The sequence below is a fragment of the Streptomyces sp. NPDC102437 genome, assembly GCF_044765565.1.
GTDB lineage: Bacteria > Actinomycetota > Actinomycetes > Streptomycetales > Streptomycetaceae > Streptomyces.
This window is the reverse complement of the sequence record NZ_JBIWKI010000023.1, coordinates 33,201-59,364: the sequence shown is the minus strand read 5'-3', so window position 1 is coordinate 59,364 and position 26,164 is coordinate 33,201. Positions and strand designations below refer to the sequence as shown.

Sequence of the window (26,164 nt, the reverse complement as noted above, 5' to 3'; positions counted from 1 at the left end):
GGAGAGGACCCCCGTGCCGCACGGCACGGGCACCGCCGAAGGAGCCGGCCATGCTCACCACCCGTTATGTCGACGGAGCGCCCGACTGGATCGACCTGGGCACACCCGACCTCGACGGGGCTGTTGACTTCTACACCGGTCTCTTCGGCTGGGAGTACGTGGCCGGCGGCCCGGAGACCGGTGGCTACGGCATGTTCACGCTGGACGGGAAGACGGTCGCCGGCGCGATGACGGTCACCGAGGAGCAGGCGGCGCCGGCCTGGTCGGTGTATTTCCGGTCGTCGGACGCCGACGCCACGGCGCGGGCGGTCGAGCAGGCCGGCGGCACCGTACCGTTCGCCCCGATGGATGTCCTGGACTTCGGCAGAATGGCCGGATTCAAGGACCGGGCCGGCGCCTACTTCGCCATCTGGCAGCCGGGCGGGAACCCTGGCCTGGGCGCCGTGGGCGTCCCCGGCAGTCTGTGCTGGGCGGAGCTGTACACCCCGGACGTGCCCGCGGCCGCCGCGTTCTACGGCGCGGTCTTCGGTTGGGAGAGCGCGCGGGCGCCGTTCCCCGGGGGCGGCGGGTCCTACACGGTGATCCGGACCGGCGGCGGTGGCGAGGAGGCGGCCTTCGGCGGCTTCGTACCGCTGAACACGGTGCCGACACGGGCGGTGGCCGGATCGCACTGGCTTCCCTACTTCGAGGTCGCCGACTGCGACGAGGCGGTCGCGGACGTGGAACGGCTGGGCGGCAGACCGACCCTGGAGCCCACGGAGATGGAAGGTGTGGGAAAGTTCGCCAACGCGGCCGATCCGGACGGCGCCGAATTCGCTCTGATCAAGAGCGCGTCCACGCCACAGAGCTGACCGGAAGTCATCGGCGCGCCGCATTGATGAGGCGTTGATCGGTCGTTTATCGCGACCGGGCACTGTGGACCGCATGCTGATCAACACCGCGGCCGACCCCGCACTCGCCTGGCAGGAGACAGCGCTGTGCGCCCAGGCGGGGCCCGAGTTCTTCTTTCCCGCCCCCGGCAGCTCCACCCGTGAGGCCAAGCAGCTCTGCAACGCCTGCGAGGGGCGCGAGGCATGCCTGGAGTACGCCCTCGCCAACGACGAGCGCTTCGGAGTATGGGGCGGGCTGTCCGAGAAGGAGCGGGACCGGCTGCGCAGAACCGGCCGCGACTGAGGGGCCGTGGCCGGACCGCCTCGTGGGCCTGGGACGATGCCGGTATGAATGATCACGACCGGGACAGTTCGCTCGCGGCGGCCGTACGGCTGCGCACCGAGGGCCACCAGGAGGAGGCCAGGCAGCGCCTGCTGGCCCTGTCCGCCGAGTTCCCCGCGGACGCGGAGATCGCCTATCAGACCGCCTGGGCCCACGACGTGCTCGGGCTGGAGGCGGAGGCGGTGCCGTTCTACGAACGCGGCCTCGGCGGCACCGGGCTGTCGGATGAGGACCGCAGGGGCGCGCTCCTCGGCCTCGGGAGCACGCACCGGGTGCTCGGGCAGTACGAGAAGGCCGTCGAGGTGCTGCGCGGCGGTGTCGAGCAGTTTCCCGACGACGGGGCGCTGCGGACGTTTCTCGCCATGGCCCTGTTCAACACCGGCGAGCACCACGAAGCCATGCGGTTGCTGCTGGAACTCCTCGCGACCAGCAGCGAGGACCCGTATGTGCGCCGGTACCGGGCAGCGATCGAGCACTACGCGCGGGACCTGCACGAAACCGTGTGAGCACCGGCACGGGCGTCGACCCGCCGGCCACCGGACGGCGGCGGGCAGGTCGACGGGCCGGGCCCGGAACGGTCAGGCGCCGGCGCGCGCGGCCATCCGCGCCTTGCGGGCCGCCAGCTTCTCGTCGAACTTCGCCGCCTCGCTGTCCAGGCCGCCCATGTACAGGCCCAGCTCCTCCTGCGCCTTCAGGCCGTCGGGGCCCAGGCCGTCGATGGAGAGCACCTTCAGGTAACGCAGCACGGGCTGGATCACGTCGTCGTGGTGGATGCGCATGTTGTAGATCTCGCCGATCGCCATCTGCGCGGCGGCCCGCTCGAAGCCCGGCATGCCGTGACCGGGCATCCGGAAGTTGACGACGACGTCGCGCACGGCCTGCATCGTCAGATCGGGGGCGAGCTCGAAGGCCGCACCGAGGAGGTTGCGGTAGAAGACCATGTGCAGGTTCTCGTCGGTCGCGATCCGCGCGAGCATCCGGTCGCAGACCGGGTCGCCCGACTGGTGGCCGGTGTTGCGGTGCGAGACGCGGGTGGCGAGCTCCTGGAACGCGACGTACGCCACCGAGTGCAGCATCGAGTGGCGGTTGTCCGACTCGAAGCCCTCCGCCATGTGCGCCATCCGGAACTGCTCCAGCTTGTCCGGGTCGACGGCCCGTGAGGTGAGCAGGTAGTCACGCATCACGATGCCGTGCCGGCCCTCCTCCGCGGTCCAGCGGTGCACCCAGGTGCCCCAGGCACCGTCGCGGCCGAAGAGGGAGGCGATCTCGTGGTGGTAGCTCGGGAGGTTGTCCTCGGTCAGCAGGTTCACCACCAGGGCGATCTTGCCGATGTCGGTGACCTTGGACTGGTCGGCCTGCCAGGCCTCACCGTCCTCGAACACCCCGGGGAAGTTCCGCCCGTCGGAGAACGGCACGTACTCGTGGGGCATCCAGTCCTTGGCGACCTTGAGATGGCGGTTGAGCTCCTTCTCCACCACCTCTTCCAGGGCGTACAGCAGCTGGGCGTCGGTCCACGCCTTCGGGCTGCCGAGGTGGGGAGCGGTGATCGTCACGGGGGACTCCTGGGGACGGGAGAATTACCTACGGACACGTAGGTTACGAGACCGTAGGTTAAAGCGGCGGTAAGGCCACCGCCAAGCCCGCCCTCGCGATGCCCGGTTACGTAACGTTATGTACGCAGGTCCCGGGGCGGCTGGGCGTCCGTGAACGAAGTTCGGCGCGGCGCGCTGCGAACCATCCGTGCCGGCGGCGCGCCGGTGACCGGGACCGGCCGGCCCCCGGCTGCGGGGCGCTCAGAGCTGTCGGCGTACTCGGAGCGGACCTTCGCGGGGGCGCGGGCACGGTCGGGGCGTGCGGTCAGAGCAGGTGGTCCGCCGCGCCGGACTTCACCGCGGAGATCAGTGCCCGCAGCGCCTCCATGGAGTCGCTGACGTAGGCGGTGGTGTCCGTGGTCGAGCCGATGTACGCCCGGCCCTGGTCCACCGCCTACCGGTTCACCCCGGAGCGGGAGATGCTGCTGCGGGTGCACTGGCAGTTCGACGCGCTCCGCATCACGCTCTACGACCAGCACCCCTCGCACGGCTCGGCCCTGAAGTCCGAGGAATGCCGCGAGCGCCGCAGCGACAGCATGTGGCTGCTGGCCGCCGCGGTCGACGCGCACGGCGGGGACTGGGGGCCGGCGCCCGCGCTCACCCCGTCCGGCGCCTGCAAGGCCTGGGCCTTACTCCACAGCTGACGCCGATACCGTCCCGGCCCGCCGGACGCGAGCCCTCAGCAGGGGCCGCCGAGCAGATCGGTCAGGCCGCGGTCGAGATCCAGGAACCGGTGCTCGTCGCCGACGGGCACCATTTCCTGCGCCCGCGCCAGAAAACGGCGCAACTCCGCCGTGCGGACGTGCACCATCGCGATGCCCTCGGCAGCGTGGAACTCCAGGACCGTACGGTCGTAACCGAACGGCCTGACGCGTACGTCTCCGACACCGGCAGCCTCGTCCATCCCTGCCGCCAGCAGCTCCCGGGAGAACTCCCAGGCGACCTCGGTGCCCTCCAGGGTCGCGGGGGCGGGAAACGCCATACGCACGGCGAACGGATCCTTGGGGTCGTAGTGCAGGGTGGCGGGAAGGGTCTCCATCCGCGGTGCGGATGCGACCATGCGGGCCTGCACGGACTGCTCGATAACGGTGGACAAGACCTGCTCCCTTTCTCGGCCAGATGAACGGTTCCCGGCACTGATACAGACGAAGGAAGTCCCTCATCCGTGCACCGGAAGGCGGCGTGAGCTGTATCACCGCCCGCCGCCGCGCCCGGCCACTTCCCGGCTGCGCACCCTGGACTGGGCTGGGCTCGTGGGCTAGCTTCCAGCGCCATGAGGGTCAAGGGGAAGACGAGACGACTGATGTCATGGGGACTCTGTGCGGCGGCGCTGACCGCGGCACTGGCCACACCGGCAGCCGCGGCAACACCGTGGGAACACCACCTGCCCGGCGAACGACCGGCCTGGACGCTCACCGAAACCGGAACCGATGCCCGCTTCCGCGGCCTCGCCGCCGTCAGCCGCCGCACCGCCTGGGTCGCGGGCAGCAAGGGCACGGTGCTGCGCACGTCCGACGGGGGCAGGCACTGGCTCGACGTCTCGCCGCCGGGCGCGGCCGCGGAGGCGCTGGAGTTCCGCGACATCGAGGCGTTCGACGGCCGGCGCGCGGTGGCCCTCGCCATCGGTGAGGGCGAGGCGTCCCGGGTGTTGCGCACGGACGACGGGGGAGCGACCTGGACGGAGTCGTTCCGCAACACCGACGCACGCGCCTTCTACGACTGCCTCACCTTCTTCGACAGCCGGCACGGGCTGGCGATGAGCGACCCCGTGGACGGCAAGTACCGCATCCTGTCCACCGCGGACGGCGGCAGGAGCTGGCGGGTGCTGCCCGACGCGGGCATGCCGCACGCCCAGCCCGGCGAGGCGGGATTCGCCGCCGGCGGCCAGTGTCTGGTCTCCTCGGGCCCCAGGGACGTATGGCTCGCGACCGGAGGCGCCGCCACCGCGCGGGTGCTGCACTCCGCCGACCGCGGGCTGACCTGGACCGCGACCGAATCCACGATCCCGGCCGGCGACCCGGCCCGCGGCGTCTTCGCACTGGCCTTCCGCGACCGCCACCACGGCATCGCGGTCGGCGGCGACTACCGGGCCACAGAGCCGTCGCCGGACGCCGCGGCCGTGACGGGCGACGCCGGCCGCACCTGGCAGCAGGCCACCACCCCGCCGGCCGCCTACCGCTCGGGCGTCGCCTGGCTGCCGCACAGCAGGTCCGGAGCCCTGGCGGTCGGCCCGACCGGCACCGACCTCACGACGGACGGCGGACGCACCTGGCACACGGTCGACACCGGCTCGTACGACACCGTCGACTGCACCCCGGACGGCGGCTGTTGGGCGGCCGGGGAGAAGGGACGCGTGGCACGCACGGGGCACTGAGACCGTTCCGTATCCCCCGGAGTGGAGCCGCTCCGGGGGAACGGCTCCACTATCCGGGCAGCTGCCGGCGGTACGGAGCGAGCTCGTCCGCGGTTTTCGTCGCGATGAACTCGGTGATGCGGTAGGTGCACACGCCCCGCACCGAGAACGGATCCTTTGAAACGATCTCCTCGATCCGCGCACGGTCGTCGCCGACGGCCAGGATCACCCCGCCGTCGCGTGGGTTCTTGCGGCCCGACGCGATGAACACCCCCGCCGCGTACTGCGCGTCCAGCCAGACGACATGGTCCTGCATCAGCTCGTCGACACGCTCGACAGGGGCGGTGTAGGTCAGTTCGAGTACAAACATGATCGCCAGGCTACGGGCAGGGCGGGGTGGGGCCCACACGGACTCCGGACCCGTCCCTCCGGGAGCTCCCAGGACTTGTCCGGCCCTGATCCGCCGGGCAGGCCCTGGCTAGACTCGGCCGCACCATGACAAACGTTCCGATGCCCGCCGACGAGGCCGAAGCCCGAGCCGTCCAGGACACCTTGCGTTCCCGGGTGGTGCTCGACGAAGTCGGCCCGCCGCCCGGTTCCGGCCGGGTCACGGGGGTCGACGTCGCCTACGACGACGAGCGCGACGTCGTCGTCGCGGCGGCGGTGGTTCTCGACGGGGCGACGTTCGAAGTGGTCGCCGAGACCACCGCCGTCGGCCGTATCACCTTCCCCTACATCCCCGGCCTCCTGGCCTTCCGCGAGATCCCGACCGTGCTGGCCGCGCTCGAATCCCTGCCGGTCGACCCCGGACTCGTCGTCTGCGACGGATACGGCCGGGCGCACCCGCGCCGCTTCGGACTCGCCAGCCACCTCGGGGTGCTCACCGGTCTCCCGGTGATCGGCGTCGCCAAGAACCCGTTCGCTTTCACGTACGAGCAACCGGGGCCCCGCCGTGGTGACTGGTCGCCGCTGCTCGACGGCGAGGAGGAGGTGGGCCGGGCGCTGCGTACCCAGGACGGCGTCAAACCCGTGTTCGTCTCCGTCGGACACCGGACCGGTCTGGACAACGCCTGCGCCCACACCCTGCTGCTGACCCGCGACTTCCGCCAGCCGGAGACCACTCGCAGGGCCGACTCGCTCTGCCGACGGGCCCTGCGGGAGGCGACCGCCTGAGAGCGGGCAGGGCGCGTGAGTACGCGTACGGATACCTTTTGCCGATCATCACCGGCAAGCTTGTACCCATGAACCAACATCGAACGTCCACACGACCCGGCACCGTCTATCTCGCTCAGCGCCGGGTCGCGATAGGGATGACCCTCGGGATGATCGCGGGAGTGGCCTGGGCCGTCTCGATGGTCTGCACGCTGGTTTCCTGGGCACTCTGAGCCCCAAGCGCAAGGCCGCCCCTGCCCCGGCCCGCGGCTACTTGTGCTGATCCGGTCCCTGGGCGTTGAGCAGCGCGCGCCAGGTGGCCTCGTCCCCGACCCCCGTCACCGGCAGATTCCGGGACTCCTGGAACTCCTTGAGCGACCGCATGGTCGAGGGCGTGTACGTACCGGTGCTGTCGGTCGACACCCCGGCGTGGTGCAGCAGGTACTGCACCGCCGTGATGGCATCGGGCTCGGTCGTGCGCGAGTCGACCGTGATGACCAGCAACGGCCAGGTGTCCTTCCCGACCTTGCCGTCCGGGGTCAGACCATGTGCCGCCTGGAACTTCTTCACGGCCTGGGCCGTGGCCGGACCGTAGTCGGCGTCCACCTTCACGTCGAAGCCGTTCGCCAGCAGCAGCAGCTGCACCGTACGAGCTTTCCAGAGCACATTGCCCTTGCGGGCCAGTGGCCAGTTCGTGCCTTCCGACGGCCGGTCCGAGACACCCGCCGTGCCCTTGGCATCGCTCTGTCCCGTGGTGGTGGGCACCAGCCACCACACGAAGCCGCCGAGCACGAGCAGGAGCAGCGACGCGACGGTCAGGGCCGGGTACGCGACGGGGGAGCGGCCCCGCCAACGGGCCGCCGTGTCGCGGTCGGCGGACGGACCGGCGGGCGCGGCTGCCGGACCGGGCGACGCGGCCGCCGGGCGCTTCCCGGCCGCCGCCGCGCGCGCCAGGACCAGCGCCCGGTCCAGGTCGTCGGCCGGTGCCCGCAGCGCCGTGTGCAGCTGCTCGACGATCCGGCTCGGGGCGTTGGAGGCATGAGCGGGATTCAGATAGCGCGACAGGGTGGTCTGGTCGATCCCCAGCCGCTTGGCGAGCGACTGTTGAGTGGGTTTCTCGCGGCCGTCGCGCGCCGACGACTCCCACCAGTTCCTCAGTAGCCCGGCGAGCGCCCGCCCCGGCTGTTCCTCGTGACCCGCCACAGTGTTGTCCGTCATCGTTCTTCCCCGACTCTCTGTGTGCATAGCCGCAGGTCAGGGCTGTGCATCGGGAGCATGCCCGGGTGCGCCGACCTGCGGGACGCAGATCGTAGTGAAAGCGCCGATCCGTGCCGCGCGGCCGAGGAGCCCGCGAAGCGGTGCCATGGCCCGCTCACCCGGGGAACGCAGAGGCGGGAGCACGGGGCGACATCACCCGAACGAGTGCGTGCTGCCCCGGGCGTCGGCTCAGCGGGCCGCCGCGACCCGGAAGCGCAGGCCGGCCGAGCGCAGCCGCTCCAGCAGCGCGTCACCCATCGCGGCGGCGGTGGTGACCTGCCCCGATGTCGGCGGGAGTTCGTCCAGGGCCAGGCAGAGCGCGGACTCGGCGAGCATCTTCGCCGTCTCGTCGTAGCCGGGGTCGCCGCCCGAGACCTCGGTGAACACCCGGTGCCCGCCGCCCTCACCGACGAAGCGCACGGTGAACCAGCTGCGCCGACGGCGCTCCGAGTCCGGCCCCTTGCCCGGCTCGTACCGGTCCATCAGCCACGACCGGGCCGCCGGAACCTGCGCGGCGCCCAGGAGCGCGCCGACCGCGGCCGTGCCGCCGAGGGCCACGGGCAGATGACGGACCGAGGCGAAGTGGCGGTAACGGAAGTCGGGGCCGTACCGGGCCAGGGCCCGCGCCGAGCGTTCGACGATCTGCGGGTCCAGCGTCGGCAGCGGGAGCGCCCAGGTGCCGGTCTCCGGGCTGAAGCGCGGGGTGCCGAGCGGGGCGCGGGCCCGGCGGGCGACCAGCCGCGGCTCGTGCAGCCGGCGTTCCCGGGCGGCGCTCAGCATCCGCGGGCCGCGGCCCATCGCGGTGAGCGCCGAGGCGAACGTACCGCCGGAGAAGACGGCGTTGCTGCGTACGAAGCCGTCGACGGTCAGCGGTACGTCCTGCGGCAGCTGCCGGACGGTGAAGTACACCCCGAGATCGTGCGGTACGGAGTCGAAACCGCAGGCGTGCACGATCCGGGCTCCCGTCTCGCGGGCCCGTGCGTCGTGCTCCAGATACATCCGGTCCACGAACTCCGCCTCACCGGTGAGGTCCGCGTAGTCCGTCCCCGCCTCGGCGCAGGCCGCGACCAGCTTCTCGCCGTACCAGACATAGGGGCCCACCGTCGTGGCCACCACATGGGCGGACTCGGCGAGCTCGCGCAGCGAGTACTCGTCCCCGGCGTCGGCGTGCAGCAGCGGGAGCTCCGCGCACCGCGGCTCGATCGCGGCGAGACGGTCGCGCAGGCGCTCCAGCTTGGCACGGTCCCGTCCGGCCACGGCCCAGCGGCAGCCGACGGGTGCGTGCACGGCGAGATATTCGGCGGTGAGAGCACCCACGAAGCCGGTGGCGCCGAAGAGGATCACGTCATAAGGGCGTTGCGCCCCGTTCTGCCTGTTCACGGGTACCTCCGCGGAGCCGGCGCCGATGTGGCAGGCAGAGGCTAGCGGAGGGGTCGTGGCGGTGTGCGGCCGGGCGGTCCCCATGGGGGAGGATCCTGAGGACGGAACTCAGGGCCTCTCGTTTGGATCATGCCGGGCTCGCGGGGTCCGGCACGCGCGCTCGCCGCGTTGTCGTGGGTCGCCATGGCTCCGCCATGCCTCCCTCCTCCGCCTTGCGATCGCACGCACCGGACCCCGCTCCCTGATCCGGCCTGATCCAAACGAAAGGCCCTAAGCGCTTGCTCGGCCAAAGGGGTTGTGCGGAGCGCGGTGCGTTCTTAGCATCATCGCTGTTACATCAGTTGTGTCATACCGCTGGGGGCTCGATGGCAACGACAGAGCACGGCTCGCACGGCCCGCTGGCAGGGGTGCGGGTGGTCGAACTGGCAGGCATCGGACCCGGTCCGTTCGCCGCGATGCTCCTGGCCGACCTCGGCGCCGACGTCGTCAGGGTCGACCGGCCCGGCGGTGCGGGGCTGGGCATCGACCCCGGGTACGACCTCACCAACCGCAACAAGCGCTCCGTGCTCATCGACCTCAAGACCGAGGACGGAGCCGCGAAGGTGCTCGATCTGATCGAGCGCGCCGACATCCTGATCGAGGGCTACCGCCCGGGTGTCGCCGAACGCCTCGGCGTCGGCCCCGACGCCGCTCTGGCCCGCAACCCCCGCCTCGCGTACGGACGGATGACCGGCTGGGGCCAGGACGGACCGCTCGCCGAACGGGCCGGGCACGACATCGCCTACATCGCGCTCACCGGCACCCTGTCCATGATCGGCAAGCCCGGCGAGCCGCCCACCGTCCCGGCCAATCTCGTCGGCGACTACGCGGGCGGCTCGCTCTATCTCGTCGTCGGCGTGCTCGCCGCCCTCCAGCACGCCCGCACCGCCGGCGGCCGGGGCCAGGTCGTGGACGCCGCGATCGTCGACGGCGCCAGCCATCTCGCCATGATGATCCACGGAATGCTGGCGGCCGGCGGCTGGCAGGACCGGCGCGGCTCCAACCTCCTGGACGGCGGCTGCCCGTTCTACGGCACGTACGAGACCGCCGACGGCCAGTACATGGCGGTCGGGCCGCTGGAGCAGCGGTTCTACGAGGAGTTCGGCCGGCTCCTCGGGATCGGGGACGAAGCCCCGGACCGGGGCGACATCGGCCGGTGGGAGGAGCTGCGCACCGTCGTCGCCGACCGGTTCCGTACCCGTACGCGTGCCGAGTGGACCGAGGTGTTCGAAGGATCGGACGCCTGCGTCGCCCCCGTCCTCTCGCTTCGTGAGGCGCCGCACCACCCGCACCTCGCCGCCCGCGCCACCTTCGTCGAGCACGACGGGCTCGTCCAGCCCGCGCCCGCACCGCGCTTCTCCGCGACCCCCGCCTCGGTGCGCGGCGGGCCCGCGCTGCCCGGTGCGGACACCGAGGCCGTCGCCGCCGACTGGGACGTACCCGGCCTCGCCGGGCCGTGACCCCCACCGCGCCCGACCGGCCCGGCCCATCCCCCCGTCAAGAACCGGCCCCAGGAGGACCCCAGTGCAGCGGCAGATCTTCACCGAAGAGCACGAAGCGTTCCGCGAGACCGTGCGTACCTTCCTCACCAAGGAGGTACTCCCGCACTACGAGCAGTGGGAGAAGGACGGCATCGTCTCGCGCGAGGCATGGCTCGCGGCCGGCCGGCAGGGGCTGCTGGGCCTCGCTGTGCCCGAGGAGTACGGAGGCGGCGGGAACACCGACTTCCGCTACAGCGCCGTTCTCGCCGAGGAGTTCACCCGGGCCGGCACCCCCGGCCTCGCGCTCGGGCTGCACAACGACATCATCGGCCCCTACCTCACCGGACTCGGCACCGACGAGCAGAAGCGGCGCTGGCTGCCCGGATTCTGCAGCGGCGAGACCATCACCGCCATCGCCATGACCGAACCCGGCGCGGGCTCCGACCTCCAGGGCATCCGTACCACCGCCGAGGACAAGGGCGACCACTGGCTGCTCAACGGCTCCAAGACCTTCATCTCCAACGGCATCCTCGCCGACCTGGTAGTCGTCGTGGCGAAGACCACCCCCGAGGGCGGTGCGAAGGGGCTCTCGCTGATCGTCGTCGAGCGCGGCGCGGGGGGCTTCGAGCGCGGCCGCAACCTCGACAAGATCGGCCAGAAGTCCCAGGACACCGCGGAGCTGTTCTTCAACGACGTCCGCGTGCCCAAGGAGAACCTGCTGGGCGAGCGGGACGGCGCCTTCATCCATCTGATGACCAACCTGGCGCAGGAGCGGATGGGCATAGCAGTCGCCGGGATCGCCGCGGCGGAACACCTGCTGGAGATCACCACGAAGTACGTCAAGGAGCGCGAGGCCTTCGGCAGGCCGCTCTCCAAGCTCCAGCACATCCGGTTCGAGATCGCCGAGATGGCCACCGAATGCGCCGTCACCCGCACCTTCATCGACCGCTGCATCGTCGACCACTCCGACGGCACCCTCGACGCCGTGCACGCCTCGATGGCCAAGTGGTGGGCCACCGAACTGCAGAAGCGCGCCGCCGACCGCTGCCTCCAACTGTACGGCGGATACGGCTACATGGCGGAGTACCCGGTCGCCAAGGCGTTCACCGACGGCCGCATCCAGACCATCTACGGCGGCACGACCGAGATCATGAAGGAGATCATCGGCCGCTCGCTGCTCGCCTGACCCCGTCGCACAACCACCCCCGAAAGGCTGCTGTCTTGAGTACCGAAGCGTTCGTCTACGACGCGATCCGCACCCCGCGCGGCCGCGGCAAGGCCAATGGCGCCCTGCACGGCACCAAGCCGATCGACCTCGTCGTCGGCCTCATCCACGAAATCCGCAGCCGCTTCCCCGGACTCGACCCGGCGGCCATCGACGACATCGTCCTCGGCGTCGTCAGCCCGCTCGGCGACCAGGGCTCCGACATCGCCCGGATCGCCGCCATCGCGGCCGGCCTCCCGGACACCGTCGCGGGCGTCCAGGAGAACCGCTTCTGCGCATCGGGTCTGGAGGCCGTCAACCTGGCTGCCGCCAAGGTCCGTTCGGGCTGGGAGGACCTCGTCCTCGCGGGCGGTGTCGAGTCGATGTCCCGGGTCCCGATGGGCTCCGACGGCGGCGCCTGGGCGATGGACCCGATGACCAGCTTCGAGACCGGCTTCGCCCCGCAGGGCATCGGGGCCGACCTCATCGCCACCATCGAGGGCTTCTCCCGCCGCGACGTCGACGAGTTCGCCGCACTCTCCCAGGAGCGCGCCGCCGAAGCGTGGAAGGAGGGCCGCTTCGCCCGGGCCGTCGTCCCCGTCAAGGACCGCAACGGCCTCGTCGTGCTCGACCACGACGAGCACCTGCGGCCCGGCACCACCGCCGACTCGCTCGCCGCGCTCAAGCCCTCCTTCGCCGCGATCGGCGAGATGGGCGGCTTCGACGCGGTGGCGCTGCAGAAGTACCACTGGGTCGAGAAGATCGACCACGTCCACCACGCAGGCAACTCCTCCGGCATCGTCGACGGCGCCGCGCTCGTCGCGATCGGCAACAAGGAGGTCGGCGAGCGCTACGGACTCACGCCGCGCGCCCGGATCGTCTCCGCCGCGGTCTCCGGCTCCGAGCCGACCATCATGCTCACCGGCCCCGCGCCCGCCACCCGCAAGGCCCTCGCCAAGGCCGGGCTGACCATCGACGACATCGACCTCGTCGAGATCAACGAGGCGTTCGCCGGCGTCGTGCTCCGCTTCGCCAGGGACATGGGCCTCCCACTCGACAGGATCAACGTCAACGGCGGCGCCATCGCGCTGGGCCACCCGCTCGGCGCCACCGGCGCGATGATCCTCGGCACCCTCATCGACGAACTGGAGCGCCGCGACCAGCGGTACGGCCTCGCCACCCTCTGCGTCGGCGGCGGCATGGGCGTCGCCACCGTCATCGAGCGTCTCTGACCGTCCCCCGGCCATCCGGGAGGGGCCAGCGGTGGGTGGCGTGGCGTCGCGGGGCTGGGGCACGCGCCTCGCGGCGTTGTCGTCAATCACCAACGCTCCGCGTTGCCTCAATCCTCCGCCTTGCGATGCACGCACCCCAGCCCCGCTCCTTCACCCACGCCACCCACCGCCGGCCCCTCACTTACGGAGAAGAACCGCAATGACCGAGAGCACGACCATCCGCTGGGAACAGGACGAGACGGGCGTCGTCACCCTCGTACTCGACGACCCGAACCAGTCCGCCAACACGATGAACCAGGCCTTCAAGGACTCCATCGCGGCCGTCGCCGACCGCGCCGAGGCCGAGAAGGACACCATCCGCGGCATCATCTACACCTCAGCCAAGAAGACCTTCTTCGCGGGCGGCGACCTCAAGGACATGATCAGGATCGGTCCCGAGAACGCCCAGCTGGCCTTCGACACCGGCACCGCCATCAAGAACTCGCTCCGCCGCATCGAGACCCTCGGCATCCCCGTCGTCGCCGCCATCAACGGCGCCGCGCTCGGCGGCGGTTACGAGATCGCGCTAGCCTCGCACCACCGCGTCGCCCTCGATGCCCCCGGCTCCCGGATCGGCCTGCCCGAGGTCACCCTCGGCCTGCTGCCCGCCGGCGGCGGCGTCACCCGCACCGTACGCCTCATGGGCATCGCCGACGCGCTGCTGAAGGTCCTCCTCCAGGGCACCCAGTACACCCCGCGGCGCGCCCGGGAGAACGGCCTGGTCCACGAGGTCGCCGCCACCCGCGAGGAGATGCTCGACAAGGCCCGAGCCTTCATCGACGCCAACCCCGAGTCCCAGCAGCCCTGGGACGTCAAGGGGTACAGGATCCCCGGCGGCACCCCGTCCAACCCGAAGTTCGCAGCCAATCTGCCGGCCTTCCCGGCCAACCTGAAGAAGCAGCTCGCCGGCGCCCCGATGCCCGCGCCCCGCAACATCCTCGCCGCCGCCGTCGAGGGCTCGCAGGTCGACTTCGAGACCGCGCTGACCATCGAGGCCCGGTACTTCACCGAGCTGGTCACCGGCCAGGTAGCGAAGAACATGATCCAGGCGTTCTTCTTCGACCTCCAGGCCGTCAACTCCGGGGCCAGCCGCCCCAAGGGCATCGAGGAGCGCCAGGTCAGCAAGGTCGCCGTGCTCGGCGCCGGGATGATGGGCGCCGGCATCGCGTACTCCTGCGCCCGCGCCGGAATCGAGGTCGTCCTCAAGGACGTCTCCACCGAGGCCGCCGCCAAGGGCAAGGCGTACAGCGAGAAGCTGCTCGACAAGGCGCTCTCCCGGGGCCGCACCACCGAGGCCCAGCGCGACGAACTCCTGGCCCGGATCACCCCGACCGGCGACCCGGCCGATCTGGCGGGCTGCGACGCCGTCATCGAGGCCGTCTTCGAGGACACCGCGCTCAAGCACAAGGTGTTCCAGGAGATCCAGAACGTCATCGAGCCGGACGCCCTGCTCTGCTCCAACACCTCGACCCTGCCGATCACCGTCCTCGCCGAAGGCGTGGAGCGCCCGGCCGACTTCATCGGTCTGCACTTCTTCTCGCCCGTGGACAAGATGCCGCTGGTCGAGATCATCAAGGGTGAGCAGACCGGCGACGAGGCCCTGGCCCGCGCCTTCGACCTGGTCCGCCGGATCAAGAAGACCCCGATCGTCGTCAACGACTCGCGCGGCTTCTTCACCTCGCGCGTCATCGGCCAGTTCATCAACGAGGGCGTCGCCATGGTCGGCGAGGGCGTCGAGCCCGCCTCCGTCGAGCAGGCCGCCGCACAGTCCGGGTACCCGGCCAAGGTGCTCTCGCTGATGGACGAACTGACGCTCACCCTGCCCCGCAAGATCCGCAACGAGACGAAGCGGGCCGTCGAGGAGGCCGGTGGCACCTGGCCCGGACACCCGTCGGACGCGGTCATCGACCGGATGGTCGACGAGTTCGGCCGGCCGGGACGCAGCGGTGGCGCGGGCTTCTACGAGTACGACGAGAGCGGCAAGCGCACCCGCCTCTGGCCGGGCCTGCGGGAGCACTTCGCGAAGCCGGGCACGGACATCCCCTTCATCGACATGAAGGAGCGGATGCTGTTCTCCGAGGCGCTGGACAGCGTCCGCTGCCTGGAGGAGAACGTCCTGATCACGGTCGCCGACGCCAACATCGGCTCCATCATGGGCATCGGCTTCCCGCCGTGGACCGGCGGCGTGCTCCAGTACATCAACGGGTACGAGGGTGGACTGCCCGGCTTCGTCGCCCGCGCCCGGGAACTCGCCGAGCGGTACGGCGACCGCTTCCTGCCGCCCGCGCTGCTCGTGGAGAAGGCCGAGAAGGGCGAGACCTTCCACGACTGAGTCCCACGGCCGGCGCCCGCCCCGCGGGCCGCGCTCACTCCGCCGTGAACGCGGCCCGCAGCTCTTCCTTCAACGACCGCTGGAACGCGGTCACCAGCGCCTGGATCACCATCGGCTGCATATGGGCCGACAGCGACTTCATCGCCGCCACGTGCTCGGGGTCCGACTCCCGCTCCCGGTACGGCCCCCACACCTCGTCCCGGAACAGCCGGGTCAGCTCCTGGGCGGCGGACCGGGAGTGCTCCAGCAGCACCGTGCGGGCGGCCAGGATCGTCTCGTGGGCGATCGGCACGCCGAGCAGTTCGACCCCGAGCCGCAGCAGCCCCGGATCCACCCGGTAGCTGCCGTCGGCCGGCTCCGCGTGCTCCAGCACACCCATCGCGGCCAGCCGCGCGATGTCCTGCTCGGTCAGCGCCCGGCCGGCCCGCCGCTCCAGCTCCCCCCGCGTCGCGTCCTCCGCCGAGTCCGGTGCCCAGGAGGCCACCAGCGCACGGTGGATCGCCAGGTCATGGGCGCTCAGATCCGGCGGGAGCTGCTCCAGATAGCGTTCGATCGCGGCCAGTGTCATGCCCTGGTGCTGGAGCTCCTCGATGAGCGCGAGCCGGGACAGGTGCTCGTGGCCGTAGTGCCCGACCCGCCGCGGCCCGATCGCCGGGGGCGGCAGCAGACCGCGAGTGCTGTAGAAACGCACGGTGCGTACCGTGACACCGGCGCGCGCCGCCAGCTCGTCGACGGTGAGCGTCGGCTCCTCGGTCCCGGTCGCCATCTCTGCTCCTCGTGTCCGGCCCTGCGGGTGGGCGGCTGTCGCGTGGCCCACCCAGGTGCAACAGTATTGCTGTCTCACCAGTGATGTGAAAGTGCCTGGTTGTCAGAGGCGCCGCCTAGTCTGGTGCCATGTCCGAGATCATGTACGTACGGGGGGACGCGACGGCGCCCCACGGCCAGGGCGTCAAGCTGATCGTCCACGTCTGCAACGACCTGGGCGGCTGGGGCAAGGGATTCGTCCTGGCGCTCTCGCGCCGCTGGCCCGAACCCGAAGCGGCCTATCGCCGGTGGCACCGGGAGCGCGCGGGCAATGACTTCGCTCTCGGCGCGGTGCAGTTCGTGCAGGTGAGCCCGTACATCTGGGTGGCGAACATGGTGGGCCAGCGGGGGATGCGCAGGGGCAGCAACGGGGTCCCGGTGCGTTACGAGGCGATCGACACGGGGCTGGACGCGGTGGCCGGCCGGGCCCGCGAGCTGGTGGCCTCGGTCCACATGCCTCGGATCGGCTGCGGGCTCGCGGGCGGGAAGTGGTCCCGGATAGAGCCCCTGATAGAGGAGCGGCTGTCCGGCCGGGGCATACCGGTGACGGTCTACGACTTCGACTGAGGGCTGTCGTCCCCGGGGCCTCGGCCTGCGGAAATCCGCCGGATAACCTGACCCCGGCCGATGGGCGGCAGGAAGAGGGGTGGGCCCGGTGGAGGGTGCCGAGGCGGGGCGCGAAGAGCCCGGACGTCCCGATTCCGCCGCGCCGGGGGATCCGATCGACGGGTCCTTGCTGACCCTGCTGGGCCTCGGACCGGACGAGGACGCGGTCTACCGCTTGCTGGTGGACCGTCCGAACAGTGAACCGGACGCGCTCACGGGCCCGTTGGACGGCTCGGCGGTGACGCGTGTGCTGAACTCGCTCGTCGATCGCGGTCTCGCCAGTGCCGCGCTGCCGGAGGAGGACGGCACCGTCCGGTACCGGTCCGCCTCGCCCGTCCTGGCGCTCGGGCCGCTCCTGGAGGCTCGCCGGTCCGCGCTGCACCGGGTCGAGTCGCTGGTGGGGGACCTCACCGAACGGCACCGCGCCGCGCAGTCGCACGCGTCGGGTGCGCCGGTGGAGGTGCTGTCCGGTCCGGCGGCGATCCGGCGACGCCTGCTGACCATGCAGCGCCAGGCCAGGAGCGAGGTGTGCACCCTGGTGCCGGCCAGACACGTGCCCGCGGTGCTCAGTTTCGAGGACAACCACGAAGAGGTCGACTCCGAGATGATGCTGCGCGGGGTGACCGTGCGCAGTGTCGTCGAACGCGAATGGCTGGAACATCCGGCGACCGCGGCCGTGCTGGCCTCCTGCGTCGCCCAGGGCCAGCACATATCCGTCACGGACCGGCTGCCGATCAAGCTCGCCATCGTGGACCGTCGCGTCGCCCTGCTGCCCCTGTACCCCGAGCGCGAGGCGGAACCGGTGGCGCTCGTCGTGCACCGGACGGGTCTGATCACCGCTCTGGTCTCGCTCTTCGAGGAGCACTTCGGCAAGGGCTGGCGGCTGAATGCCTCGGGTACCGAGGAGGAACACGAGACCCCGGTCGCGGCGGTCGACCGGCAGATCGTGGCCCTCCTCCATGTCGGCCTGACCGACGCGGCCATAGCCCGCCAGCTGGGCATGGGCCACCGCACGGTCCAGCGGCGGCTGCACGCGCTGATGGACGAAGTGGGCGCGGCGACCCGCTTCCAGCTCGGCTGGTACGCCGCACGCGCCGGATGGTTGCCCGATGTCCCGGGCAACTCGCCTACCGCCGAGTACTCCTGAGGCGTGATTACGCCACGGCACTTTCGCGCCAGCTCCATCCCTTGTTCACACAACCGCCCATGGCGAACGATCAGCACGTCAACGCCCGGGGCCCTAATGGTCCGGGTGCAGGTGTGCGATGGGGAGGTCCCGTGAGACGAACGAGCGTGCTGCGGATGCTGGCGACCGGCGTGGTCGCCGCCGCGACCGGCGCGGCGCTGCTGGCCGCGCCGGCCTGGGCGGACGACACCGCCGCGGCGCAGACGACGGACCCGGTGGGTGTCGCCCCGGCGATGACGCAGGGCCTGGACAAGACCGCCCGCGAGGGCACCCCGGCCGAGGCTGCGCGGGCCCACATCAAGGCCCATGAGGACACGTACAAGGTCCCGGTCTCCGACCTCAGGACGGTGAAGACCACCAAGGACGGCAAGCAGTCCTCGGTGCGCTTCCAGCAGAAGCACGACGGCGTCCCGGTCTTCGGCGCCGAGTACGCGGTGCAGACCCAGGCCGCGGACGGCGGCCAGCAGGTCACCTCCGCGACCGGCACGCTCTACACGGACCTCACCGTCTCCACCACGCCGAAGGTGAGCGAAGCCACCGCGAAGCAGCGGATGTTCACCCTCGACCGAGGTCTGTCCGGCGTGCAGGGCGCGAAGACCGAGGCGCACGGCCTGTCCGTGCTGCCCGACGCCCACGGCGGCAGGCTGGCATGGCACTTCACGGTCACCGGCGGCAAGGCGAACGGCAGCCCGGTGCGCCAGGAGGTGTACGTCGACGCACGGGTGGGCGGCATCGCGCTCTCGTACAACAACATAGACGCGGCCGACGCGTCGCCCGCGCAGGGGACAGGCGTACGCGTCGACGGCACCGAGGCGAAGCTGGACGTCAACAAGGAGGTGGACGGCTCGTACACGCTCGTCGATTCGACGCGCGCCATGTATCCGCAGACCGGAGGCCAGATCCGTACGTACGACGCGAACCGCAAGCAGTACACGGACGTCGCGGGCGGCCCGGTCACCGACGACATCCGGCTGGGCACATCGGCGAGCGACCGTTTCGACGGCGCCAACACCGTCTCGGGCGCGGTCGACGCGCACCTGAACGCGGCGAAGGTCTACGAGTACTACAAGAACCGGATCGGCCGCGACGGCGTCGACGGCAAGGGCGGCACGATCTACTCCGTCGTCAACGTCGCCGCGAGCGGCAAGGACTACGCCAACGCCTTCTGGGACGGCTCCAAGATGGTCTACGGCCACATGGACGGAGTACCGCTCTCCGTCGGCCTGGACGTAGTCGGCCACGAGATGACGCACGGTGTCACCGAGCACTCCGCCGGGCTCGTCTACCTCAACCAGTCGGGCGCCCTCAACGAGGCGATATCCGACTACTTCGGCAACGCCATGGAGACCGCCGACAAGGGCGTCGCGATGAGCGACCCGACGTCCGGCCTCATCGGGGAGTACCTCTGCAACGGCACCAAGCCGCTGGAGGAATGCGCCCTGCGCGACCTGAACGACGGGCGCAACGCGCAGAAGGACTACGAGCCCATCACGCTCGACATCGACAACGGCGGGGTGCACTACAACTCCACCATCGTCGGCGGCGCGCTGTGGGACATGCGCAAGAACATCGACAGCAAGCTCGCCGACCGGATCGTCTACCGGTCCGCACAGAACTACCTCACCCCGCTGTCCGGTTTCACCGACATGCGCAACGCGGTCCTCCTCGCGGCCAAGTCCCTGAACGTCTCGAATGCCGATCTCTCTGCCATTACCAAGGCCTTCGACGACCACGGCATCGAGAACGGCTGGGAGAAGAAGGGCGGCAAGCACGACGGAACCACCATCGGCGCCGACATCCTGCCCGCCTACGAGGTCTACGGCGGCGTCGACGAGCAGGCCGCCCAGATCAACGGCGACGTCTACGCCATCAGCCACGGCGACGCCATCGCCTGGGACCAGGGCAGTGCTGCCTTCGGCATTACGGTGGGCCGCTTCAGCAAGCAGCCGAAGCACGAACTGGCCCAGAAGGACGCCTACCTGCTCGACCCCTCCCTGGACGACGCCCGCATCGCCTTCACCCGGATCACCGCCGACGGCATCGGTATCTACCGGGCCGGTGAGAAGGGCCAGGGCGCGATCAAGAAGCTGGTCGACCGCCCGGACGCCGACGAGACCGAGCCGGTGACCGAGAACGGCGCGCTCGCCTACATCAGCACCACCGCCGACGGCGAGCAGGACGTCATGCTCCGCAAGGCCGACGGCACCACGGTCGACGTGACCCCCGAGGCAGGCACCAAGGCCAGTCACCTCGCCATGAACAACGGCCGGATCGCCTGGGCCGGCGCGGACGGCACCTGGGTGTACGTGTACGACATCGCGAAGGAGACCACGCAGAAGAAGCGGATCGCCGGCTTCCTTTTCGACTATGTCTCCGACATCCAGCTGACCTCGGACCGCGTCTTCTGGCGGGAGACGGGCGGTTTCCTGATTCCGTCCTCGAAGTTCGTTTCGGCTCCGCTCGACGACGTGTCCAAGGCGGCGACGCTGCGCTACCCGTCGAGCACCTACCTCGCCCAGTTCTCGGTGAACGACGAGTACTTCGCCTACTCCACGTACGACTTCTGGGGCGCGCTCGGCGCCTGGAACGGGCCGACGAAGGTGAAGGTCGCCAAGACCGCCGACGTGGTCGCGGGACTCAACGACTTCTCCCGCGTCTCCTGCTCCTCCGGCTCCCAGCTGGCCCCGTCGCTCGGTGACGGTCAGCGCGTCGCCTGGCTGGACACGACCGCGGCGGCTACCGACGTGGTGACCCGCGAGACGTTCGCCGGGACCTGCGAGTAGTACTCCGGGCCCGAACACCGCACCCTCGGCAGGCGCCCACCGGACTCCGGTGGGCGCCCTGCCCGCTTAGGGTGGGGCGGACGCGGCGGAGGGGAGAGGACCCATGACGGCACGGAGCACCGACGAGACAGGGCTGGCCCTGGCGCTGCGTACGGCGCCGCCCTCCGACGCGCTGAGCGAGCAGATCCTGGACGCCGCGCGCGAGCAGTTCATGACCTTCGGGCTGCGCCGCTCCACCGTCGACGACGTCGCCAAGCGCGCCGGGGTCTCGCGGGTGACCGTGTACCGGCGGATCGGCAACAAGGACAGCCTCGTCTCCGCCTGTCTGCTGCGCGAGTACCGCCGCTTCCTCGTGGAGGTGGACGGCGCCGTGGCCGCGCTGCCGACTACGCAGGACAGGCTCGTCGAGGGTTTTGCCGCGGTCCTCCGACACATCCGCGAGCACCCGCTCGTCGGCGGTCTGCTGAGGCTGGAGCCCGAGACGATGCTGCCGTTCCTGACCCTGGAGAGCGGCCCGGCCTTCCTCGCCATCCGTGAGTACCTGGCCGACCGGCTGCGGGACGCCCGGCTCGCGGAGGGCCGGCCGGCCAGCGATCCGACCCCGGTCGCCGAACTGATGGTGCGGATAACCGTCTCCTTCCTCCTGAACCCCGTCAGCTGTTTCGAGCTGGACGACGAAACCCAGGTGCGGGAGTTCGCCCGCCGCTATCTGGTGCCGCTGCTCGCTGCCGGGTAGCGCCACCGGCGTGACCGTCCCTCTCGCTGTTCCTCTCGTCGGGCAGGGCTTCCACGGGACGGCTGCGGGCCCAGTGCGGACCCAGGTCGTCGAGCCGCCAGCCGAAGGGGTACGAACGGGGCTGCGGGCGCGCGGGAAACCTGCGTGGCCGGGCCGGCAGCCTTCGGACGCAACGGGCGCGCAGCCGCAGGGCCGCCGACGCCGAGGCCCGCACCCACCGCGGCTGCGGCCGGAAGCCCAGCGCCGCGAGCAGCGGCTCGTCCAGTACCCCGAGCGCGAACCTCGCCACCAAGGGCCGCAGCGGTCGCGGGTACCAGCTCGCGATCACACGGAACGTGGCGTTCGCGACCCGCCGGTTGGCCGGGTCGTACGCGAACATCCGCTCCTCGTAGGAGTCGAGGAGCCGCTCGAACCCCTCGTACGTGTCGGGCACCCCCTCGATGCCCATCATCGCCCCCGTCTTCCGGCCGGCCTCCACCAGCGCCTGGACCTCCTGGGCGCACAGGGGACGCCAGCCGAAGCGGTCGATCCAGCGTTTCGGCCCCACGACCGTGGTCGCCAGGACGTAGCGGAAGTCGTCGTTCGGGATCCTGTACTTCCCGTGGATCCGGTTGAGGTGACGTGCGGCGGCCCGCCCGCGCTCCGAGTCGAAGCCGTCGGCGGCCATCTCGTACGCGATCAGCACCGTGTCGTCGTACCGCTTCTGCCCGGCCCGTTCGAACTCCTGGGTCCGGTCGAGCAACGCGGAGATCCGGGGAACGCCGTAGTCCCGGAGGAAGGCGACGCTCACCCCCTGCCGGTAGTCCCAGGGGAACTCGTACTGGGACATCAGCCGAAGGATCTCGGCGTAGTCGCGCGCCGGATCCATCCGGCGTATCTCGTGCAGGCGGCTGTATCGGCCCATGGTGCGCCCTCCTGTCCGTGTGCCGACTCCCTCAGCGGCCTCTTAGTGGGTTGTCGCTGCACGATGGGCCAACTCTCCTCACTCGCAAGTGATATGACGCAGCGTCGGGCGCGGGAGTCAAAGTTACAAATACTATCGACTTGTTTCACGAGCCCCGTCAACACCGCCGACGGCCGGGGATGCGGCGGGGTGGGGGCGGGGGCCGGTGCGCATGGCTCCCGGGACGCTCGCATACTGGATCACGCAGTGACCGGGCGCCGAGCCGTGCGCCCGCCGATCGTCGGGAGCACCGCATGACCAGTGCAGCAGCCAGGGGCGCCGCCCCCGCACCGCCCCCGCCCGGCGGTGTGCTCTGGAGCCTCTCGGGCGACATCCGGGCCCTGCTGATGCTGCCCGCCGCGCTCACCCTCCAGGTGGCCCACCCGGCGGTCGGCGCCGGGGTCGACGAACACTCCGTCTTCCGCACCGACCCCTGGGGACGCGGCGAGAGGTCCCTGCGCTCGCTCCAGCTCTGGGTGTACGGGGGCGAGACGGCGGCCGAGGAGGGGCGCAGGCTGCGCGTACTGCACCGCACCATCCAGGGCACCGACACCCGGGGGCGCCGCTACCACGCTCTGTCGCCGGAGAACTACGCATGGGTGCACGCCACCGGCTTCCCGGTCTACCAGCACGCCGCGCGCTATCTCGTCCGGCCGCTCACCGCGGCACAGGAACGCGCCCTGTACCGCGAATGGCTCCAGGTCGGCAGGATCCTCGGCATCCACGACCGGGACATGCCGCAGACGATCGAGGAGTTCTGGCCGTACTACCGGAAGGTGCTCGCCGAGGAGATCGAGGCGACCGCGGTCGTCGAGGACCTGGTCGCCACCGATCGTCCCGTACCGCCGCCGGACCGCGGGCCGCTGCCGCTCAGGCTGCTGCTGAGGGCGTTGTGGCCGGTGCTGTTCCCGCCGCTGGCCCGGTTCCGGCGCTTCGTCACCGTCGGGCTGATGCCGCCGGACGCCCGGGAGGCCATCGGGCTGGAGTGGACGGAGGGGCAGGAGCGCGCACTGCGGCGGTTCTGCGCGGTGGTGCGGCGAGTGGTGCCCGTGCTCCCCGAGCGGCTGCGCTATCTGCCGTACGCGCGCAGGGCGCGGGCGGCCCACCGTCACAGCCTCCGCAGCGGGTGAGGGCTCAGGCGGAAGCCCGGCGCACCAGCTCGGTCGGCGTGATCACCGACTCCCGCTCGGCGCACCCGGACTCGCCGTCGAGCCGGCTCATCAGCATCCGCACCATCAACCGGCCCATTCCCTCCACGTCCTGACGGACCGTCGTCAGCGGCGGCTCGGTGGCCTCGGCTATCGAAACCATGTCGTCGAAACCGACCAGGGCCACCTCCTCGGGAACCCTGCGGCCGCGCTCGCGCAGCACCCGCAGGGCGCCCGAGGCCATCAGGTCGTTGGCGGCGAAGACCGCGTCCAGGCCGGGCCGGCGGTCGAGCAGTTCCGCCATCGCCCGCACCCCGCCCTCGACGGTGAAGTCGCCGTCCGCCAGCAGGGCCGGATCCCCAGCGGGCAGCACGTCGCGGTAGCCGTCGATCCGGTCCAGGGCCGAGGTCTGGTCGCGAGGTCCGGCGATGTGCGCGATCCGCCGACGCCCGAGGCCGACGAGATGGCGTACGGCCGCGGCCGCGCCGCCGCGGTTGTCGCAGTCGACGTACGGGACGGCCAGTTCGGACGCCGCGCCCGGCCGGCCCGGACGGCCGCCGTAGACCGTGGGCACCTTGGACCTGCGGATGATCGCGGGGAGTTCGTCGTCGGTGTGCAGCGAGAACGCCAGTACGCCGTCCACATGGCCACCGGCCAGATAGCGGGCGACCCGGTCGAAATCTCCGCTGCCCTCCACCAGGAGCAGCACCAACTGGGAGTCGTGCAAAGTAAGTTCGCGGCTGATGCCACGGATCTGCTGGGAGAAGAAGGGGTCGGAGAAGATCCGGAACTCCGGCTCGTCGATGATCACGGCGACCGCGCCGTTGCGCCGGGTGACCAGGGTCCGGGCGGCGTGGTTCGGTACGTATCCGAGCTCCTCGACCGCCTTACGCACCCGGTCCACCAGCGGTCTGCGCACCCCGGCCCCGCCGTTCACCACCCGCGAGACCGTCGCCCGGGAGACCCCGGCGCTGGCCGCCACGGCTTCCAGGGTGGGGCGGGCGTCGCGATCGGCATCGTGGGACGGACCGGGCAAGGGACGCTCCTCGTACACGCGGGATCGGGCCGGAATCGGCCGGGCCGGCCGCACAGCGCCGGCGTCGTCAGCCTAACCGGCGCCCCCGGCCCGTCGCCGGGCACCACCGCCCCCCCCAGGAGGAAGGGGCAGCGGCGCCCGGACCGGTCAGCGGTGCTCGTGCACGGAGTTCGTCGCCTCGATCTTCTTCCACGAGGCGGGCCGCGCCTTCTTTCCAGAGGCGTTCAGGGCGTGCGTCCCGGCCGCCGGGGCCTTTGGCCGCGCCGGCTGGAACAGCCAGGTGTCGAAGAAGGCGGCGAGCGGCTTGCCCGAGACCCGCTCCGCGTACGCGACGAAGTCGCTCACGCTCGCGTTCCCGTAAGCGTGCTCCGCGGGCCAGCCCTTCAGCAGCGCGAAGAACGTCTCGTCGCCCAGCTTGTCGCGCAGCGCCTGGAGGGCCAGCGCGCCCCGGTCGTAGACAGCCGCGTCGAACTGGTTGTCGGGGCCCGGGTCACCCGGCTTCACCTGCCAGAAGGGGTCGTCCGCCGGGTGCAGGGAGTAGGCGTAGTCCGCCAGTTCCTGCGCGGTTCCCTCGCCCTCCTTCTCCGACCACAGCCACTGGCTGTAGCGCGCGAAGCCCTCGTTGATCCAGATGTCCTTCCAGCCCTTGAGGGACACGCTGTCGCCGTACCACTGGTGCGCCAGCTCATGGACGACGACCGAGACATTGGCGCCGTTGGCGAACTGCTTCGGGCTGTAGAACGGCCTGGTCTGGGTCTCAAGGGCGAATCCGCTCGTCACATTGGGGGAGTAGCCGCCGAGCGCCTCGAAGGGGTACGGCCCGAAGACCTCGGTCAGCCACTCGGCGACCTCGGTGGTCCGCTCGATGCTGGCGCGGGCCGCACCGGCGTTGGCACCGAGGTCCTCGCTGTACGCGTTGACGACCGGCAGCCCGTCCGAGGTGGTGTCCGTGGTGATGTCGAACCTGCCGACCGCCAGCGTGGTCAGATACGTCGCCTGCGGCCGGGCGGAGCGCCAGTTGTAGCGGGTCCATCCGAGCCTCGAACTCTGCGACTGGAGCGTACCGTTGCTGATCGCCTGGGTGCCGTCCGGGACGGAGACGGAGATGTCGTACGTCGCCTTGTCCAGCGGGTGGTCGTTGCTGGGGAACCACCACGCGGCCGACTCGGGTTCCTGGGCGGCCACCGCGCCGTCCGGGGTGCGGACCCAGGACGTCCAGCCGTTGATCTCGACCTCGGACGGCTTCCCGGCGTACCGCACGACCACCGAGACGGCCTTGCCCTTCGAAAGCGGGGCGGTCGGGGTGATCTCCAGCTCCTGCTCGCCGTTCTTCACGTGGCCGGCCTTCTTGCCGTTGACCCGCACCTCGGAGACGTCCAGCCCGAAGTCCAGGTTGAAACGGGAGAGTTCCTGGGTGGTCGTGGCGAGGATCGTCGCCGTGCCCTCCAGCAGATCGGTCGAGGGCTGGTACTTCAGCCGCAGGTCGTAGTGGGACACGTCGTAGCCGCCGTTGCCACTGGCCGGGTAGTAGGCGTCGCCGATGCCCGGGGCGCCCACGGTGCCTTCGGCGGCCGACGCCGGGATCGCCAGCAGCAGGGAGGCCGCGATTGCGCTCGGGACGATGAATCTGCGGTGCACGGAATGCTCCA

General features: G+C 70.9%; 26 protein-coding genes. 16 read left to right on the top strand and 10 right to left on the bottom strand.

Going from position 1 to position 26,164, the window contains the following annotated elements:
- Positions 1-50: 50 nt before the first annotated feature.
- The 3 genes from ACIRJP_RS26920 (at position 51) to ACIRJP_RS26910 (ending at position 1,718) form a co-directional block, all read left to right on the top strand.
- Positions 51-851 (top strand): VOC family protein, encoded by an 801-nt coding sequence (locus tag ACIRJP_RS26920; RefSeq protein ID WP_404179137.1) that lies wholly within the window; start codon positions 51-53, stop codon positions 849-851.
- Between the two features lie 73 nt (positions 852-924).
- Entirely contained in the window at positions 925-1,173 is a 249-nt protein-coding gene (locus ACIRJP_RS26915; RefSeq protein ID WP_124720677.1) for a WhiB family transcriptional regulator, read from the top strand.
- A gap of 44 nt (positions 1,174-1,217) precedes the next feature.
- A complete protein-coding gene (locus ACIRJP_RS26910) occupies positions 1,218-1,718 on the top strand; it encodes a tetratricopeptide repeat protein (RefSeq protein ID WP_404179134.1) in 501 nt (166 codons plus the stop codon).
- Between the two features lie 72 nt (positions 1,719-1,790).
- Here ACIRJP_RS26910 and ACIRJP_RS26905 read toward each other — a convergent pair whose 3' ends face one another.
- Together ACIRJP_RS26905 and ACIRJP_RS26900 are read right to left on the bottom strand one after the other, a co-directional pair.
- Positions 1,791-2,765 carry an acyl-ACP desaturase gene (locus tag ACIRJP_RS26905; protein ID WP_356087370.1) on the bottom strand — a complete coding sequence of 325 codons (975 nt, stop codon included), beginning with the start codon at positions 2,763-2,765 and terminating at the stop codon, positions 1,791-1,793.
- A 304-nt stretch (positions 2,766-3,069) separates the two neighbouring features.
- Positions 3,070-3,195, bottom strand: a complete 126-nt coding sequence (locus ACIRJP_RS26900) for a hypothetical protein (protein ID WP_404179131.1) — start codon at positions 3,193-3,195, stop codon at positions 3,070-3,072.
- Here ACIRJP_RS26900 and ACIRJP_RS26895 point away from each other — a divergent pair.
- A complete protein-coding gene (locus ACIRJP_RS26895; protein WP_404179128.1) occupies positions 3,173-3,448 on the top strand; it encodes a hypothetical protein in 276 nt (91 codons plus the stop codon). The genes ACIRJP_RS26900 and ACIRJP_RS26895 overlap by 23 nt on opposite strands.
- A gap of 35 nt (positions 3,449-3,483) precedes the next feature.
- Here the strand turns inward: ACIRJP_RS26895 and ACIRJP_RS26890 are convergent, their stop codons facing one another.
- Positions 3,484-3,900 carry an SsgA family sporulation/cell division regulator gene (locus tag ACIRJP_RS26890; protein WP_404179125.1) on the bottom strand — a complete coding sequence of 139 codons (417 nt, stop codon included), beginning with the start codon at positions 3,898-3,900 and terminating at the stop codon, positions 3,484-3,486.
- Positions 3,901-4,107: 207 nt separating this feature from the next.
- Between ACIRJP_RS26890 and ACIRJP_RS26885 the strand changes: the two genes are divergently transcribed.
- Positions 4,108-5,178 carry a WD40/YVTN/BNR-like repeat-containing protein gene (locus ACIRJP_RS26885; RefSeq protein ID WP_404179122.1) on the top strand — a complete coding sequence of 357 codons (1,071 nt, stop codon included), beginning with the start codon at positions 4,108-4,110 and terminating at the stop codon, positions 5,176-5,178.
- Positions 5,179-5,227: 49 nt separating this feature from the next.
- Here the strand turns inward: ACIRJP_RS26885 and ACIRJP_RS26880 are convergent, their stop codons facing one another.
- Complete coding sequence (locus ACIRJP_RS26880) at positions 5,228-5,527, bottom strand: YciI family protein (RefSeq protein ID WP_404179120.1); 300 nt, start codon at positions 5,525-5,527, stop codon at positions 5,228-5,230.
- 140 nt (positions 5,528-5,667) lie between these two features.
- Between ACIRJP_RS26880 and ACIRJP_RS26875 the strand changes: the two genes are divergently transcribed.
- Together ACIRJP_RS26875 and mmpA are read left to right on the top strand one after the other, a co-directional pair.
- Positions 5,668-6,330 (top strand): endonuclease V, encoded by a 663-nt coding sequence (locus ACIRJP_RS26875; protein WP_404179292.1) that lies wholly within the window; start codon positions 5,668-5,670, stop codon positions 6,328-6,330.
- Between the two features lie 68 nt (positions 6,331-6,398).
- Positions 6,399-6,542 carry a morphogenic membrane protein MmpA gene (gene mmpA / locus ACIRJP_RS26870; RefSeq protein ID WP_404179118.1) on the top strand — a complete coding sequence of 48 codons (144 nt, stop codon included), beginning with the start codon at positions 6,399-6,401 and terminating at the stop codon, positions 6,540-6,542.
- A gap of 37 nt (positions 6,543-6,579) precedes the next feature.
- On the opposite strand, the gene ACIRJP_RS26865 is transcribed toward mmpA, so the two are convergent.
- A complete protein-coding gene (locus ACIRJP_RS26865; protein WP_404179116.1) occupies positions 6,580-7,527 on the bottom strand; it encodes a peptidoglycan-binding protein in 948 nt (315 codons plus the stop codon).
- A gap of 228 nt (positions 7,528-7,755) precedes the next feature.
- The gene (locus ACIRJP_RS26860; protein WP_404179113.1) at positions 7,756-8,946 is read right to left on the bottom strand and encodes a saccharopine dehydrogenase family protein; all 1,191 of its coding nucleotides are present in this window, start codon (positions 8,944-8,946) and stop codon (positions 7,756-7,758) included.
- A 365-nt stretch (positions 8,947-9,311) separates the two neighbouring features.
- On the opposite strand from ACIRJP_RS26860, the gene ACIRJP_RS26855 reads away from it, so the two are divergent.
- From ACIRJP_RS26855 to ACIRJP_RS26840, 4 genes are all read left to right on the top strand, one after another.
- On the top strand, positions 9,312-10,445 hold the full coding sequence (locus ACIRJP_RS26855) for a CaiB/BaiF CoA transferase family protein (RefSeq protein ID WP_404179110.1): 1,134 nt from the start codon (positions 9,312-9,314) through the stop codon (positions 10,443-10,445).
- Positions 10,446-10,509: 64 nt separating this feature from the next.
- Positions 10,510-11,652, top strand: coding sequence for an acyl-CoA dehydrogenase family protein (locus ACIRJP_RS26850; RefSeq protein WP_404179107.1), 1,143 nt, complete (start codon positions 10,510-10,512; stop codon positions 11,650-11,652).
- 35 nt (positions 11,653-11,687) lie between these two features.
- The gene (locus tag ACIRJP_RS26845) at positions 11,688-12,902 is read left to right on the top strand and encodes an acetyl-CoA C-acetyltransferase (protein WP_404179104.1); all 1,215 of its coding nucleotides are present in this window, start codon (positions 11,688-11,690) and stop codon (positions 12,900-12,902) included.
- A 199-nt stretch (positions 12,903-13,101) separates the two neighbouring features.
- Entirely contained in the window at positions 13,102-15,273 is a 2,172-nt protein-coding gene (locus ACIRJP_RS26840; RefSeq protein WP_404179101.1) for a 3-hydroxyacyl-CoA dehydrogenase NAD-binding domain-containing protein, read from the top strand.
- A 34-nt stretch (positions 15,274-15,307) separates the two neighbouring features.
- Here the strand turns inward: ACIRJP_RS26840 and ACIRJP_RS26835 are convergent, their stop codons facing one another.
- On the bottom strand, positions 15,308-16,039 hold the full coding sequence (locus tag ACIRJP_RS26835) for a MerR family transcriptional regulator (RefSeq protein WP_404179098.1): 732 nt from the start codon (positions 16,037-16,039) through the stop codon (positions 15,308-15,310).
- A 128-nt stretch (positions 16,040-16,167) separates the two neighbouring features.
- Between ACIRJP_RS26835 and ACIRJP_RS26830 the strand changes: the two genes are divergently transcribed.
- From ACIRJP_RS26830 to ACIRJP_RS26815, 4 genes are all read left to right on the top strand, one after another.
- Entirely contained in the window at positions 16,168-16,644 is a 477-nt protein-coding gene (locus ACIRJP_RS26830) for a macro domain-containing protein (RefSeq protein WP_404179096.1), read from the top strand.
- Between the two features lie 79 nt (positions 16,645-16,723).
- Positions 16,724-17,830, top strand: a complete 1,107-nt coding sequence (locus ACIRJP_RS26825) for a helix-turn-helix transcriptional regulator (protein WP_404179093.1) — start codon at positions 16,724-16,726, stop codon at positions 17,828-17,830.
- Between the two features lie 131 nt (positions 17,831-17,961).
- Entirely contained in the window at positions 17,962-20,652 is a 2,691-nt protein-coding gene (locus ACIRJP_RS26820) for a M4 family metallopeptidase (RefSeq protein WP_404179090.1), read from the top strand.
- Positions 20,653-20,755: 103 nt separating this feature from the next.
- The gene (locus ACIRJP_RS26815) at positions 20,756-21,388 is read left to right on the top strand and encodes a TetR/AcrR family transcriptional regulator (RefSeq protein ID WP_404179087.1); all 633 of its coding nucleotides are present in this window, start codon (positions 20,756-20,758) and stop codon (positions 21,386-21,388) included.
- On the opposite strand, the gene ACIRJP_RS26810 is transcribed toward ACIRJP_RS26815, so the two are convergent.
- Positions 21,306-22,292: an oxygenase MpaB family protein gene (locus tag ACIRJP_RS26810; RefSeq protein ID WP_404179084.1), complete on the bottom strand. Its 987-nt coding sequence runs from the start codon at positions 22,290-22,292 to the stop codon at positions 21,306-21,308. The genes ACIRJP_RS26815 and ACIRJP_RS26810 overlap by 83 nt on opposite strands.
- A 293-nt stretch (positions 22,293-22,585) precedes the next feature.
- Between ACIRJP_RS26810 and ACIRJP_RS26805 the strand changes: the two genes are divergently transcribed.
- Positions 22,586-23,461 (top strand): oxygenase MpaB family protein, encoded by an 876-nt coding sequence (locus ACIRJP_RS26805; RefSeq protein WP_404179081.1) that lies wholly within the window; start codon positions 22,586-22,588, stop codon positions 23,459-23,461.
- Between the two features lie 4 nt (positions 23,462-23,465).
- Here ACIRJP_RS26805 and ACIRJP_RS26800 read toward each other — a convergent pair whose 3' ends face one another.
- Positions 23,466-24,515, bottom strand: coding sequence for a LacI family DNA-binding transcriptional regulator (locus ACIRJP_RS26800; RefSeq protein WP_404179078.1), 1,050 nt, complete (start codon positions 24,513-24,515; stop codon positions 23,466-23,468).
- A 147-nt stretch (positions 24,516-24,662) separates the two neighbouring features.
- On the bottom strand, positions 24,663-26,153 hold the full coding sequence (locus ACIRJP_RS26795; RefSeq protein WP_404179075.1) for a M1 family metallopeptidase: 1,491 nt from the start codon (positions 26,151-26,153) through the stop codon (positions 24,663-24,665).
- Positions 26,154-26,164 lie beyond the last annotated feature (11 nt).